The organism is Laedolimicola ammoniilytica, assembly GCF_025567165.1.
GTDB classification, from domain to species: domain Bacteria; phylum Bacillota; class Clostridia; order Lachnospirales; family Lachnospiraceae; genus Laedolimicola; species Laedolimicola ammoniilytica.
Genome location: NZ_JAOQKC010000003.1, coordinates 101,869 through 116,458 on the forward strand (window position 1 = coordinate 101,869; position 14,590 = coordinate 116,458).

The following is a 14,590-nucleotide window of genomic DNA, read 5'->3' on the forward strand; positions in this document are numbered from 1 at the left end:
ATCTTTGGAGGAAAAAAGGTATGAGTGAAGTAATTGTAATTACATCCGGTAAAGGCGGCGTGGGAAAAACCACCTCCACCGCAAATATTGGAACAGGACTTGCGAAGCTGGGCAAAAGTGTTGTGATGATCGATACAGATATCGGACTGCGGAATCTGGATGTGGTTATGGGTCTGGAGAACCGGATTGTATACAATCTGGTAGACGTGGTAGAGGGCAACTGCCGGATGAAGCAGGCACTCATCAAGGACAAGCGGTATTCCAACCTCTTCCTCCTTCCTTCGGCTCAGACGCGTGATAAGACAGCGGTAAATCCGGAGCAGATGAAGAAGCTTATCGACGAGCTGAGATCGGAATTCGACTACATACTGCTGGACTGCCCGGCCGGCATCGAGCAGGGCTTTAAAAATGCCATTGCGGCAGCGGATTGCGCTCTGATCGTCACCACGCCGGAGGTCTCCGCCATCCGCGACGCGGACCGTATCATCGGACTTCTGGAGGCCAATGATATCCATAAGATCAACCTGATCGTAAACCGTCTGCGCATGGATATGGTGAAGCGGGGCGACATGATGTCCATCGAGGACGTCATCGACATTCTGTCCATCGATCTCATCGGCGCGGTACCGGATGACGAGAGCATCGTAGTGGCCACCAACCAGGGCGAGCCGCTGGCCGGTGATTCTTCTCTGGCCGGAACTGCCTACATGAATATCTGTAAGCGTATTATGGGCGAAGATGTGCCGCTGATGAATCTGGATGTGAACAACGGATTTTTCTCAAAGCTGGCAAAGCTGTTCAAATAAGTAAAGGGGGAGAAGGAAAATGGCATTAATGGATTTTTTCCGGAGAAAGAGTTCGGGAGACGTGGCCAAGGACAGATTGAAGCTGCTTCTGATCTCTGACCGGGCAAACTGTTCCCCTGAAGTAATGGAACTGATCAAAAATGATATCATCAAGGTTATCTCAAAATATATGGAGATCGACTGCGAAAATCTGGACATTCAGATTACCCAGACCGAGTCCGACGGACAGAACGGCCGTGTGCCGGCCCTGTGCGCAAACATTCCCATCAAGGATCTGAAGCATAAGGATCAGATGAGATAGGACTAACCTGATACAAGAGGAGATTTATGTTTAAACAGTATCGATTGAGGGATTACAGATTCAGACTTGTGTGTTATGTGTATGCTATCAGTATTATCGGAATTCTGGTCATCGGAAGCGCAGAGAAATCCGTACAGAGTCAGCAGATTGTAGGACTTTTTCTGGGAACCGTAGCCATGATTGTAGTCTCATTGATTGATTACAACTGGGTTTTGAAGTTTTACTGGCTGCTTTACGGATTTAATGTGCTCCTGCTGCTTCTTGTGAAGACGCCTTTAGGTGACGACGCCAACGGAGCGGTGAGATGGCTGAAGATCGGAGGCTTCCGCTTTCAGCCCTCAGAGCTTTCAAAGCTGCTGTTGATTCTGTTCTTCGCGAAAATGCTGGAAAAGTACCGGGAGAACCTGAATACCTGGAAGATGCTGGGCCTGCTGGCGGCGCTTTTCGCGGTTCCTGCGGCTCTGATCAAGAGCCAGCCGGACCTGTCCACGACGATTTCTATCTGCATGACCTTTGCCATCCTGCTTTTTATCTCGGGCTTAAGTTACAAGCTCATCGGCGGGGTGCTGGCCGTGGGGATCCCGGCGGCGGTGATTTTCATCAGTCTGATTATGCAGCCGGATCAGAAGATTCTCGATCATTATGCATGGCTTCGTATTATGGCCTGGCTGAATCCGACCAAGTACGCGGACAACGCTTACCAGCAGCAGAATTCCATCATGGCCATTGGTTCCGGTCAGCTGGTGGGAAAGGGATTGAACAATAATCTGGTCTCTTCGGTCAAAAACGGCAGCTTTATTGCCGAGCCCCAGACGGATTTTATCTTCGCGGTGGCAGGGGAAGAGCTTGGTTTTATCGGTTGCGCAACAATTATTTTACTATTGGCGCTGATTGTGATAGAATGTATCTGGATTGGTAAAAGATCCAGAGAATTTTCGGGCACATTGATCTGCTGCGGTGTGGCAGGCTATATCGGATTTCAGAGTTTTGTCAACATCTGCGTTGCAACAGGAATCTTCCCGAATACGGGAATTCCACTGCCCTTTGTGAGCTATGGACTGACGTCGCTTCTGACGCTTTTCATGGCGATAGGATTTGTGTTGAATGTCGGTTTGCAGCCGAAAAAATACTAACTTGGGGGTGTTCCTATGAACATTGGATTAATCGCACATGATGCAAAAAAGAAACTGATGCAGAATTTCTGTATTGCGTACAGAGGAATTCTCAGCAAACATGAACTCTATGCGACGGGTACCACCGGCCGGCTGATCGTGGAGGTTACGAATCTGAATGTGCATAAGTATCTGGCGGGCCATCTGGGCGGCGGTCAGCAGCTGGCGGCACAGATCGAGCATAACCAGATGGATCTGGTTATCTTTCTGCGCGATCCGCTGAATCCCAAGCAGCACGAGCCGGACGTGAACAACGTGGTGAAGCTCTGCGATATGTACAACATTCCGCTGGCGACCAACCTGGCTACGGCGGAGCTTTTAATTAAGGCTCTGGATCGCGGCGATATGGAGTGGAGAGAATTATATAATTAGATTGTATAATTAGTCAGAAAAAAAGTAAATAATAGTTGTGTTTTTAGGGCAGATCGACTATACTGGTATTATCTAAAAAAGGACGGAGTAATGTTGAAACTGTTCTTGAAAGAAAAATGGGAAAACCAAGGAGGACACGGCTATGGTGCAGTTAATTGTAGGAAGTAAGGGAGACGGAAAGACAAAACATTTGCTGGACAGAGTAAACAGCCAGATTAAGACAGCGTCAGGCAATATCGTATACCTGGATAAAAATACCAAGCATATGCATGAGCTTGACAACAAGGTTCGTCTTATCAATGTAGCTGATTATCCGCTTAAGAATTGTGATGAGTTCATCGGTTTCATCTGCGGTATTATTTCACAGGATTATGACCTGGAGCAGATGTATCTGGACAGCTTTTTGAAGATCGCCCATCTGGAGGGCGAGGATCTGACAGACGCGCTGACCCAGCTGAATGCCATCAGCGAGCAGTTTAAGATTGACTTCTGCCTGAGTATTTCCGTTGAAGAGAACCAGCTTCCTGAATTTGCGAAAGAGCAGGTGCTCATTTCCTGTTAGGAATTTTATTTCTACACGATACATAAGAGGATGCCCTGTTTTCAGGGCGTCCTCTCGTTAAGTATGGAGGAATTTGACGGGTGGCAGGAACCGGGAAAAAGAACAAAAAGGTTATCAGATACCGGCGTAGCGACAGAAATATCGCTGTCGTTTTTTTTGGATTTATTCTGGTATATCTGATAGTCTGTATCTATATGTATCTGACCTCAGCCCATATCTCAGGATATGAGGTGATTGAGGGTAATCTGGCCACCGATTACCGCTATATGGGCATTGCCCTGCGGACAGAGCAGGTGTATACGGCGGAAAAGGCGGGCTATGTGAATTATTACGCATCGGAGAATGAAAAAGTGTCGGTACTCTCCACAGTTTATACAGTGGATGAGAGCGGAAAGATGGCAGATATCCTGCAGGAGAACGCAGGGGAGGTAAGCCTTTCGGAGGAGGATTATGCGGAGCTGCGCTCCCAGATCAGCACCTATGTGAGCAGTCTTTCCGATATGGAATTTAACAGTGTATACAATTTTAAGACGAATGTAGACAGCGCCATTTTGGAGCTTGTAAATCAGAACATGATTGACAGGCTGGACAGTGCGGCGGATGATAACAGCGCCCTGTTCACACGCTATAATGCGTCCACAGCCGGAGTGGTGGAGTATTATATAGATGGCTATGAGGATATCAGTCTCGACAATCTGAGCGCGGAATGGTTTGATGGGACGGCCTATCAGCGGCAGAATCTGCGGACCAATGAGCTGGTCAGCTCCGGCGATCCGGTATACAAGCTGATTACCGACGAGAACTGGAAGCTGGTATTTCCGCTGGATACGGAAATGGAGCAGTATATTTTGGACAAGATCCAGGCCAACCAGAAGACGGCTGAGGACGGTACGGTGACCCAGCGGACCACCTACATACAGATCCGCTTCGATAAGGATGAAGAGACGGCCTGGCCTTCTGTGACTGTGGAATACCGGGACGGACAGGCCTACGGCGTGCTTTCCTTTGTGAATTCCATGGTGCGCTACGCGGGTGAGCGGTACTTAAGCTTCGAGGTGCTGCGGGACGAAACCACAGGCCTGAAGATTCCGAAGACGGCTGTGACCGAGAAGGAATTCTATGTGATCCCGGTGGCCTATCTGGAGACTTCCGGAAAAGATACGGGATTTACAAAGCAGGTGACCGGCGCAGACGGTACAGTGACTGCTGAGTTTGTGAACAGTACCATTTATTATCAGGATGAGGAAAACGTCTATGTGAACCCGGATGAGGAAAACTTCAGTACATCGAAGAAGAAGCTGTCCAGCGGCGATCTGCTGATAAAGAAAAATTCCTCGGAGACTTTCCAGGTGGGACAGACCGGGAAGCTCACAGGCGTCTATAATATTAATAAGGGCTATACGATCTTTCGTCGGATAGAGGTTCTCTATGAAAATGAGGAGTATTGTATTGTGAAAGAGGGAACCAGCTTCGGTCTGTCGGTTTACGACCGGATTGTGCTGAATGCGGCCACAGTGGACGAAGATCAGGTTATATATTAGCAGGAGGAAGAAAAGATGAGTATGGTAGTGGAAAATCTGGCAGAGGTGGAAAAGCATGTATGCGAAGCCTGCGAGCGGGCGGGACGTTCCCGGGATGAAGTAACGCTGATTGCAGTCAGCAAGACCAAGCCCGTGTCCATGATTGAGGAGCTGCTTCCGGGCGGCACCAGGGATTTCGGGGAAAATAAGGTGCAGGAGCTTATGGAAAAATATGAGGTGCTGCCGAAAGAGATCCGCTGGCATCTGATTGGCCATCTGCAGCGCAATAAGGTCAAATATATCGTGGACAAGGCATATCTGATTCATTCCGTGGATTCCCTGCGTCTGGCGGAAACCATCAGCGAAGAAGGCGTCAAGAAGGGTGTCACGGTTCCGGTCCTTATCGAAGTCAATGTGGCGGGCGAGGAGAGCAAGTTCGGTGTGTCCCCCGAGGAGACGGAAGAGCTGGTTCGCGCCATCGCCAAACTTCCGGCTATTCAGGTAAAAGGCCTGATGACCATTGCGCCTTATGTGGAAAATCCTGAGGACAACCGGGTACATCTTTCCAAATTGAAGCAATTATCTGTTGACATCAGGAACAAAAATATTGATAATGTATCTATGGATGTCTTGTCTATGGGTATGACCGGCGATTATCAGGTGGCCATTGAAGAAGGGGCTACTATGGTTCGCGTGGGCACAGGCATCTTCGGAGAAAGAAATTACAATATCTGAATTACAATATTTAAAAAGGATAGATTGGAGACAGCAGCATGAGTGTAATCGATAAATTTCTGGATGTCATGAAGCTCGGTGGAGACGACGAGTATGACGATTATGAGGATGATTACGACTACGAAGACGACTACGACGAGAAACCTAAGAAAAGTATTTTTAAGAAAAAGAAGGATGAGGATTCGGAGGATGATTTCCCGGAGGACACTGCCCCTGCAAAGTCTTCCAAGGTAACGCCGATTCGTCAGGCTCAGAGAAGAAATGGAAACGGCATGGAGGTCTGCGTGATCAAACCTGCCAGTTTTGAAGATTCCCTGGAGGTTATGGACACGCTGCTCAGCAACCGTACGGTAGTTCTGAACTTCGAGGGGCTGGATGTGGATGTGGCCCAGAGAATTATTGATTTTACATCCGGCGGTTGCTATGCCATTGGTGGTCATCTGCAGAAGGTATCCGGCTACATTTTCCTTGTGACACCGAAAAATGTGGATATTTCCGGCGATTTGCAGGATATTCTGAGCGGCTCCCTGGATCTTCCGTCAGTGTATAATAAGTAATTATGACAAGAGAAGAACAACAGCTGGAAAAGCATTTCCGGGATTTGGCCCGTACGGCCTATCAGCGTGGAATTGCGGTATTTTCCGATTTTCTGAACTTAAATGAACTGAATATTTTTCAGAGTCTGCGAGGGGAATTCTCCTATCTGGAGACGGAGACCTTCGGAGGCTATGAATTGGCGGAGCGTCAGATAGCGGTATTTCGTCCTGAGGCTCCTGTCTTTTATGCGGATTACCCGGTGAAGTGCCTGAAGGTCACGCCTCTGAACGCGAAGTTTGCGGAGGATCTGAACCACCGGGATTATCTGGGGGCAGTCCTGAATCTGGGAATTGACCGGGCGTGTCTCGGCGATATTCTGGTGGAGGAAGACGCGGCTTACTTGTTCTGCCTGGAGCGGATGGCGGATTTTATCCGGGATAATCTGATCCGGATCCGGCACACCTCCGTCTATGTGGAGCAGGTGGAAGCCGAAAACTTCCACTATGAGCCTAAGTATAAGGAAGTGAGCGGAACCGTGGCGTCGGTCAGACTGGATAAGCTGCTGGCGCTGGCGTTCAATGCTTCCCGCAGCAGTCTGACCGGGCTTATTGAGGGCGGTAAGGTCTTTGTAAATGGGAAGTTAGTCACATCGAACGGCTATGAACCGAAGGAGGGCGATCTGATCTCCGTGCGTGGCATGGGACGGTTCCGGTTTCGGGAAACCGGCGGCCAGTCGAAAAAGGGCCGGGAGTATGTGATTTTGTGGAGATATATCTAGGAGGACATGAGGATGGAACAGAAGATGCGGGTGCTTCCGGTCCGGAAGGACGGGTCGTTCTGCTATAATATTATTCTGAAGCCGGATTTCACGGAGCTGGGCGAACAGGTGAAGACCCTGGGACTGGAAGGCCGGAAGCTTTGTATCGTGGCGGATGAAAAGGCCGGGGAGCTGTATGGTGAGGCGGTCCGGGAGGAGCTTTTGAAGGCCACGGCTAGCGTGGATCTCTATACGATTCCCTCCGGCGAGGAGTATAAGACTCTGGATACGGTACGTCAGGTCTATACCTATCTGATAGAGAAGCATTACGACCGAAAGGATATGCTGGTGGCCCTGGGCGGTGGCGTGACGGGCGATCTGACGGGATTTACGGCGGCGACCTATCTGCGGGGCGTCGGCTTTATCCAGATTCCAACGACTCTGTTGTCCCAGGTGGACAGCAGCATCGGCGGTAAGACCGGCGTGGACTTCGACTGCTATAAAAATATGGTGGGCGCGTTTCATATGCCGCGGCTGGTATACATCAATCCAGCAGTCTTAAAGACCCTCCCGGAGCGGCAGTTTGCCTCCGGCATGGGTGAGATTCTGAAGCACGGACTGATTAAAAATGGAGAATATTTCCGCTGGCTTCTGGAAAACCAGCGGGCTATCCGGGAGCAGGATATGGATATGCTGCTGCCGATGATCGAGGAGAGCTGTAAGGTAAAGCGGGCCGTGGTGGAGCAGGATCCCACCGAGCAGGGAGAACGGGCCCTTTTAAATTTTGGGCACACTGTCGGTCATGCGGTGGAGAAGCTGAAGAATTTCAACTTGTCCCATGGAGAATGTGTGGCCATCGGAACGGCGGCGGCCTCTTACCTGTCCTGGAAGCGGGGACTGATTTCTGAAAAGGATCTGGTCTATATCTGCGAGGGCCTGAAAGAGTTCGGACTTCCGGTTCGGACCGACGGACTTTCTGCGGAGGAAGTTCTGAAGGCTACCAAGTCCGACAAAAAGATGGACGCGGGCAGCATCAAATTTGTGCTGCTGTATCGCATCGGAGACGCCTTTGTGGATCGGACGCTGACAGACGGAGAACTGCTGGATGCGATTCATTGGATTCTGGGAGAATCCTTATATTAGAGGAAGAGAGACATGAACAAGAAGACGAAATATAACCTGATAGGCTTGGCGACTGCAGTACTTCTCATTGCCCTCGATCAGTGGACCAAGGCATTGGCGGTAAAGCATCTGATGAATCAGCAGCCCTTTGTGATCTGGGACGGTGTGTTTGAGCTTCATTATCTGGAAAATCGGGGCGCGGCCTTCGGCATTTTGCAGGGGCAGAAAGTGATTTTTTTGATTTGTACCGTTCTGATACTGGCGGTGCTGGCCTTTTATTATAACCGGATGCCGCTGGAGAAAAAGTATCAGCCTCTGCGTGTGGTGGGAGTGCTGCTGGGTGCAGGCGCGGTGGGCAATCTGATTGACCGGATGGTTCAGAGCTATGTGGTAGATTTCCTGTATTTTAAACTGATTGATTTCCCGATTTTCAATGTGGCTGACTGCTATGTGACGGCAGGAGCCATCCTGCTGGCCATTTTGATTCTCTTTGTATACAAAGATGAGGAGCTGGGCTTCCTGAGCCTGAAAAAGAAGCATGAGTGAGAATGGATTACAGCGGCTCACAGTAAGCCCGGAGGAGGCAGGAGTCCGTATCGATAAGTACCTGGCGGAGCAGCTGCCGGACATTACCCGGTCTTATCTGCAGAAGCTTTTGAAGGACGGAAGTGTGCAGATGAACGGTAAACCGGTGAAGACCAGCACAAAGACGGCAGCGGGAGCTGTCATTGAGCTTACGATTCCCGAGCCAGAGGAGCCGGAGATTCTGCCGGAAGATATTCCCCTTGACATTCTCTATGAGGATTCTGATGTGATCCTCATCAATAAACCAAAGGACATGGTGGTACACCCGGCGGCGGGGCATTACACCGGCACTCTGGTCAATGCGCTGATGTATCATTGCAAGGGTGATTTGTCGGGCATCAACGGAGTCTTACGCCCGGGCATCGTGCACCGCATCGACAAGGATACCACGGGTGTGCTGATCGTCTGCAAGAACGATAAAGCCCATAATGCTCTGGCTGAGCAGCTGAAGGAGCACAGTATCACAAGAAAGTACCGGGCTATCGTCTGCGGCAATCTGAAAGAGGACGAGGGAATGGTGGACGCGCCTCTGGGCCGTCATCCCCAGGATAGAAAGAAGATGGCCATCGTCCGCACCGGTGGCAAGCGAGCCGTGACCCACTACCGGGTACTAGAGCGCTTTGGAAATTATACGTATATCGAGTGTCAGCTGGAGACGGGACGCACCCATCAGATCCGCGTCCATATGGCCAGTCTCGGCCATCCGCTGCTGGGTGACGAGGTCTATGGACGGGTCAAATCCCCGTTTAAACTGGAAGGACAGACCCTTCACGCCATGGTGCTGGGTTTTATCCATCCGACTACGGGCGAGTACATGGAATTTGAAGCGCCGCTTCCGGAATATTTTGAGAAGCTGCTGGAAAAATTGCGGCGAGGATAAGTTAGGGCTTGCGCTTATCGCCAGCCTATGCTATAATAACTAAGTTGATGATAGAAGCAGCCAGATGCCGGCATGTCGGAATGGCAGACGAGGCAGACTCAAAATCTGTTGTGGGTGACCACGTGCGGGTTCAAGTCCCGCTGCCGGCAGGATTTAAAAACTCTGTAAGACTGAAAGACAGGTCTTACAGAGTTTTTCTTTTCCATAAAACACGAACCTTGTATATCCCATTCATTCTGTGCTATAATAAATTCTGATCCGCGGGTCGTGGAAAGCATTGCGCAGTCTGCGGTTCCGCTTTGTGAAAGAGAGTATGTTGCGAAAGGAGGCCCTCACATGACCTGCAAAGAAGTCGAACAGATGATTATGCCCTATATTAACGACGAACTGACGGACAAACAGCTGGGGCCGTTTCTGGAGCATATTAACGCTTGCAAGAACTGCTATGAGGAGCTGGAGATCTATTACACCATTTACGCGGGCCTGTCCCAGTTGGACGGGGAAAATGAGGGACGAGATATGCATAATATCCTTCAGGAGGCGCTACACGCGTCGGAGCAGCGGGTGCGGGGACGGGTGTTCTTCAACCTGTACTATTTGGCGTCCCAGGTGCTGGCCATGGCGGCTCTTGTGGCAATTATTGTGATGGAGATCCTGAAAATATGAGTGAAAAAATACTGCTGGTGGACGGCCACAGCATCATCAACCGCGCCTTTTACGGCGTCACAGACCTGACCAATTCGGAAGGGCTGCATACCAATGCCATTTACGGATTTTTGAATACTTTATTTAAAGTGCTGGAGGAGGAAAAGCCCGATTATCTGACGGTGGCTTTCGATGTGAAAGCGCCTACTTTCCGGCACCAGATGTACGACGCCTACAAAGGGACAAGAAAGCCCATGCCCGCGGAGCTTCATGAGCAGGTGCCGGTGCTGAAGGATGTGCTGCACGCCATGGGCATCGAGACCATGGAAAAGGCGGGACTGGAGGCAGACGATCTGCTGGGAACCGTGGCCAGACGGAGCGAGGCGCGGGGCATGGAAGTGACCGTGCTGTCCGGTGACCGGGATCTCTTGCAGTTGGCCACCGAACACATCCGCATTCGTCTGCCGAAGACAAAGGGCGGCGTGACCGAGACAGAGAATTATAATACCCAGGACGTCATCGACAAGTATCAGGTGGCTCCGCTTCAGATTATCGAGCTGAAAGCCCTGATGGGCGATTCTGCTGACAATATCCCGGGCGTTCCGGGCATCGGCGAGAAGACGGCCACGAACCTGATTGTCCAGTATGGCAATATCGAAAATGCCTACGCCCATGTGGAGGAGATCAAGCCAAACCGGGCGAAGAATGCCCTCCAGGAGCATTATGACATGGCTGTCATGAGCAAGGCCCTGGCCACCATCAATACCGACTGTGATTACGATTACGACTGGGACAAGGCGAAGCTTGGCAATATCTACACCGAGGCGGCCTACGCCCTGATCAAACGATTGGAATTTAAGAACATGCTGTCCCGTTTCCGGGTGGATGCCCCGGCCAATGAGAAAATCGAGAAAATCTTTCAGATGGTAGAGGATTTCGGCGAGGCGGATCAGGTGCTGACTAAAGCGGCAGCGGTGCCCCGTCTGGCCTTTGCGGTGCATCAGGAGGAGGGCCAGGTGCTGGCTCTTTCCCTGACTCTGTCGGAGAAGGAGACCTATGTAATTCCGGTGGAGGGATTTGTGACCGCGGACTGGCTGCTGGGCCGTCTGGGCGAGGCCTTTGCCCATGTACCGGAGATCACAACCCTGAAATTAAAAGAAGCGTTAAAATGTCTGTCGGCGCACGGAGTGACCATCGAAAAAGAGCGGCAAGGCGCGTTTCTGGACGCGGAAATTGCGGCCTATCTGCTGAATCCGCTGAAGGACAGCTACACCTGCGAAGAACTGGCAAAGGAATACGTGAGTCTTACGATTCCGTCCCGGGTGGAGCTTTTTGGTAAGGATAAACTAACTAAAGCGTTGGAAGAAAAGGCAGAAGCCTTCCGCATCTATGGCGGTTACGCTTCTTATATCTTATATCAGTCTATGCCGACACTGCTTGCGGAGCTTCATGAGACCGGCATGGAGGACTTGTACCGGGAAATGGAACTACCGTTGGTATTCACCCTCTTTGGCATGGAGCAGGAGGGCATCCGGGTGGATGCGCAGGCCCTGAAGACCTACGGCGAGGAGCTGGCTGTCCGGATCGGCGAGCTGGAGACAAAGATCTATGAGGAGGCCGGAGAGACCTTCAACATCAACTCGCCCAAGCAGCTGGGTGTCATTTTATTTGACAAAATGGGCCTGAAGGGCGGCAAGAAGACCAAGACCGGCTATTCCACCTCAGCGGAGGTGCTGGAGAAGCTGGCGCCGGAGTGCCCGCTGGTGGCGGATATTTTGGAATACCGACAGCTTGCAAAGCTTAAATCTACCTATGCGGACGGTCTGGCAGCCTATATTGAACCGGATGGGCGGATTCACACCACCTTCCAGCAGACCATCACGGCCACGGGCCGCTTAAGCAGCGTGGAGCCGAACCTGCAGAATATCCCGATCCGCATGGAGCTTGGGCGGCAGATTCGAAAGGTCTTTATCCCGAGAGAAGGCTGCGTGCTGGTGGACGCGGACTATTCCCAGATTGAGCTCCGTGTGTTGGCCCATATGTCCGGAGATGCGAACCTGATTCACGCTTACCGGGGGGCTCAGGACATTCACCGGCTCACTGCTTCCCAGGTGTTCCATATTCCCTTTGACGAGGTGACGGATCTCCAGAGAAGAAACGCGAAGGCAGTCAATTTTGGTATTGTATACGGTATCAGCTCTTTCGGCCTGTCCCAGGATTTAAGTATCTCCCGGAAAGAGGCCCAGGAGTATATTCAGAAATATTTTGAGACTTATCCGAAGATTAAGGAGTTCCTGGATTCCTGCGTGGAGGAAGCAAAGGAAAAGGGCTACGCCCGGACGATGTTCGGCCGTAGACGTCCCATGCCGGAGCTGAAGTCCTCGAATTTCATGCAGCGCTCTTTTGGCGAGCGTGTGGCCATGAACGCGCCGATTCAGGGAACTGCGGCTGATATCATCAAGATCGCCATGAACCGCGTGGATCGGCGGCTGAAAGCGGAGGGCCTGAAGTCCCGGCTGCTTCTGCAGGTTCACGACGAGCTTTTGATCGAGGCCTATACGGAGGAACTGGACAAGGTGGAACAGATCCTGTCCGAAGAAATGCAGGGAGCTGCGGAGCTGGCCGTTCCGCTGGAGATTGATATGAAGCAGGGCAAAAACTGGTACGAGGCGCACTAGGATGAGAGTAATCGGGATTACAGGCGGCGTGGGAGCCGGAAAAAGCGCGATTTTAAAATATCTGACCGGGATGCCGGAAGTCCGGGTAGTGGAGGCCGACGAGGTCGGCCACCTTCTGATGGAGCCGGGCATGGAATGCTATGGGAAAATCAGATCCCATTTCGGGGAAACGGTGATCACTCCGGATGGACAGCTTGACCGGGCGGCCGTGGCGAAAATCGTCTTCGCGGATAAAAAGGAGCTGGATTGGCAGAATGCGCTGATGCATCCGGCCATCAAAAACTGGATCCGACAGGAGATCGAGAAGGAACGGCAGCAGGGCGAATGTACGCTGTTCGTTGTGGAAGCGGCGCTGCTCATCGAGGATCATTACGAAGAATTCTGCGAAGAATTCTGGTACATCTATACGGAGCCGGAGATTCGAAGGGCCCGCCTTAAGGAGAGCAGAGGCTATTCCGACGAAAAGATCGACGCCATTTTCCGGAAGCAGTGTTCGGACGCAGAGTTCCGGGCCCACTGCGCGGAAGTAATCGATAATAACAGCACGAAAGAGGCTGTATATGAGCAGGTGGATACACTACTGGAAAAACTTGGGATTCGGACGAGATAGCAGAACCCCGGGACGCCCCGGTAATCGTACGCCTTTATCCTGACAGAAAAACAATACATGACAGAGAAGGAGTAAAAAAGTAACATGAGATTATGCAGCATCGCCAGCGGCAGCAGTGGCAACTGTATTTACATAGGTTCGGAAGAACATCACATCCTGATTGACGCAGGCATCAGCGGAAAGCGGGTGGAGGCGGGCTTGAACAGCCTGGAGCTTACCGGAAAGGATCTGGACGGTATTCTCCTGACTCACGAACATTCGGATCACATTAAAGGTCTGGGCGTCCTGTCCCGCAAATACGGAGTTCCCATCTACACCACGCCGGGCACCGCGGAGGCCGTGAAGGACATGACAAACCTGGGCAAGATCGATGGAAGCCTGTTCCACGAGATTCACGCGGACGAGGATTTTACTCTGGGGGATCTGACCATTTCCCCGTTCCGTATCTCCCATGACGCGGCGGAGCCGGTGGCCTACCGGGTAGCCTGCGGGGACAAAAAGATGGCGGTGGCCACGGATCTTGGTGTTTATACCGATTATACTATTGACCATTTGAAGGATCTTGATGTACTATTACTGGAGGCGAACCATGATATTCATATGCTCCAGGTGGGGGCCTATCCCTATTACCTGAAGCAGCGCATCTCCGGCGACCTGGGGCACCTGTCCAACGAATCCGCCGGAAAGCTCCTGGGCCAGGTACTTCATGACGACATGAAGGCCGTATTTCTGGGACATCTCAGCAAGGAAAACAATTACGCAGAGCTGGCCTATGAGACGGTGAAGCTGGAGCTGATGCTGAATGAAAGCCCATATAAACCGGGCGATTTTCCCATGTGGGTGGCGAGCCGGGACGAGCAGTCAGAATGTGTGGCAATATAGTTCATCACAGCCTGAAGCACTTGCGGCTGTTGTGTGTAAGAAAGTGATTCAGGGGTGCAAAATTACCACCGGTGAAGCCTATTTTCATGGATTTTGCATCTTAACTGTGAAAGAACGGAACAGTGAAGGAGGATGTTATTATGAAAAGAAGTATTATCACCGTAGTCGGCAAGGATACCGTCGGCATTATCGCAAAAGTATGTACCTATCTGGCGGAGAACGGGGTAAATATCCTGGATATTTCCCAGACCATCGTACAGGGCTATTTCAACATGATGATGATTGTGGATACCGGAAAGGTGGAATCCTTTGAGAAGCTGACCAGTGAGCTTGCCGCTCTCGGCGAAGAAATCGGTGTGGTCATCAAGTGCCAGCAGGAAGAAATCTTCGACAAAATGCACCGCATTTAACCGGGAAAGGAGCCGC

At 51.2% G+C, this 14,590-nt stretch carries 17 protein-coding genes and 1 tRNA gene; all 18 read left to right on the forward strand.

The features are described 5' to 3' along the window. Positions 1-20: 20 nt before the first annotated feature. Entirely contained in the window at positions 21-806 is a 786-nt protein-coding gene (gene minD, locus OCV63_RS03020; RefSeq protein ID WP_158361950.1) for a septum site-determining protein MinD, read from the forward strand. 19 nt (positions 807-825) lie between these two features. Further along, positions 826-1,107, forward strand: a complete 282-nt coding sequence (minE, locus tag OCV63_RS03025) for a cell division topological specificity factor MinE (protein ID WP_158361951.1) — start codon at positions 826-828, stop codon at positions 1,105-1,107. A 26-nt stretch (positions 1,108-1,133) separates the two neighbouring features. After that, positions 1,134-2,240, forward strand: coding sequence for an FtsW/RodA/SpoVE family cell cycle protein (locus OCV63_RS03030; RefSeq protein ID WP_158361952.1), 1,107 nt, complete (start codon positions 1,134-1,136; stop codon positions 2,238-2,240). A 15-nt stretch (positions 2,241-2,255) separates the two neighbouring features. Then, on the forward strand, positions 2,256-2,651 hold the full coding sequence (gene mgsA / locus OCV63_RS03035; protein WP_158361953.1) for a methylglyoxal synthase: 396 nt from the start codon (positions 2,256-2,258) through the stop codon (positions 2,649-2,651). Between the two features lie 142 nt (positions 2,652-2,793). Then, a complete protein-coding gene (locus OCV63_RS03040) occupies positions 2,794-3,213 on the forward strand; it encodes a twitching motility protein PilT (RefSeq protein ID WP_158361954.1) in 420 nt (139 codons plus the stop codon). An 80-nt stretch (positions 3,214-3,293) separates the two neighbouring features. Continuing rightward, positions 3,294-4,754 (forward strand): biotin/lipoyl attachment domain-containing protein, encoded by a 1,461-nt coding sequence (locus OCV63_RS03045; RefSeq protein ID WP_158361955.1) that lies wholly within the window; start codon positions 3,294-3,296, stop codon positions 4,752-4,754. A gap of 21 nt (positions 4,755-4,775) precedes the next feature. Then, on the forward strand, positions 4,776-5,468 hold the full coding sequence (locus tag OCV63_RS03050; protein ID WP_158362082.1) for a YggS family pyridoxal phosphate-dependent enzyme: 693 nt from the start codon (positions 4,776-4,778) through the stop codon (positions 5,466-5,468). Between the two features lie 38 nt (positions 5,469-5,506). Continuing rightward, positions 5,507-6,025, forward strand: a complete 519-nt coding sequence (locus OCV63_RS03055) for a cell division protein SepF (protein ID WP_158361956.1) — start codon at positions 5,507-5,509, stop codon at positions 6,023-6,025. 2 nt (positions 6,026-6,027) lie between these two features. Then, complete coding sequence (locus OCV63_RS03060; RefSeq protein ID WP_158361957.1) at positions 6,028-6,783, forward strand: YlmH family RNA-binding protein; 756 nt, start codon at positions 6,028-6,030, stop codon at positions 6,781-6,783. 12 nt (positions 6,784-6,795) lie between these two features. Continuing rightward, on the forward strand, positions 6,796-7,905 hold the full coding sequence (gene aroB / locus OCV63_RS03065) for a 3-dehydroquinate synthase (RefSeq protein ID WP_158361958.1): 1,110 nt from the start codon (positions 6,796-6,798) through the stop codon (positions 7,903-7,905). A gap of 12 nt (positions 7,906-7,917) precedes the next feature. Beyond that, complete coding sequence (lspA, locus tag OCV63_RS03070; RefSeq protein WP_158361959.1) at positions 7,918-8,430, forward strand: signal peptidase II; 513 nt, start codon at positions 7,918-7,920, stop codon at positions 8,428-8,430. After that, positions 8,423-9,349 (forward strand): RluA family pseudouridine synthase, encoded by a 927-nt coding sequence (locus OCV63_RS03075; protein ID WP_158361960.1) that lies wholly within the window; start codon positions 8,423-8,425, stop codon positions 9,347-9,349. The genes lspA and OCV63_RS03075 overlap by 8 nt, the downstream gene beginning before the upstream one ends. A 66-nt stretch (positions 9,350-9,415) precedes the next feature. Then, positions 9,416-9,498, forward strand: a tRNA-Leu gene (locus tag OCV63_RS03080). 187 nt (positions 9,499-9,685) lie between these two features. Next, positions 9,686-10,015: an anti-sigma factor family protein gene (locus tag OCV63_RS03085; protein ID WP_158361961.1), complete on the forward strand. Its 330-nt coding sequence runs from the start codon at positions 9,686-9,688 to the stop codon at positions 10,013-10,015. Then, positions 10,012-12,672 carry a DNA polymerase I gene (gene polA, locus OCV63_RS03090; protein WP_158361962.1) on the forward strand — a complete coding sequence of 887 codons (2,661 nt, stop codon included), beginning with the start codon at positions 10,012-10,014 and terminating at the stop codon, positions 12,670-12,672. Before OCV63_RS03085 ends, polA begins: the two co-directional genes overlap by 4 nt. A 1-nt stretch (position 12,673) precedes the next feature. Further along, positions 12,674-13,282: a dephospho-CoA kinase gene (coaE, locus tag OCV63_RS03095; RefSeq protein ID WP_158361963.1), complete on the forward strand. Its 609-nt coding sequence runs from the start codon at positions 12,674-12,676 to the stop codon at positions 13,280-13,282. 84 nt (positions 13,283-13,366) lie between these two features. Then, positions 13,367-14,164, forward strand: coding sequence for an MBL fold metallo-hydrolase (locus OCV63_RS03100; RefSeq protein ID WP_158361964.1), 798 nt, complete (start codon positions 13,367-13,369; stop codon positions 14,162-14,164). 140 nt (positions 14,165-14,304) lie between these two features. Further along, entirely contained in the window at positions 14,305-14,574 is a 270-nt protein-coding gene (locus OCV63_RS03105; protein ID WP_158361965.1) for an ACT domain-containing protein, read from the forward strand. The last annotated feature ends 16 nt before the right edge of the window (positions 14,575-14,590 follow it).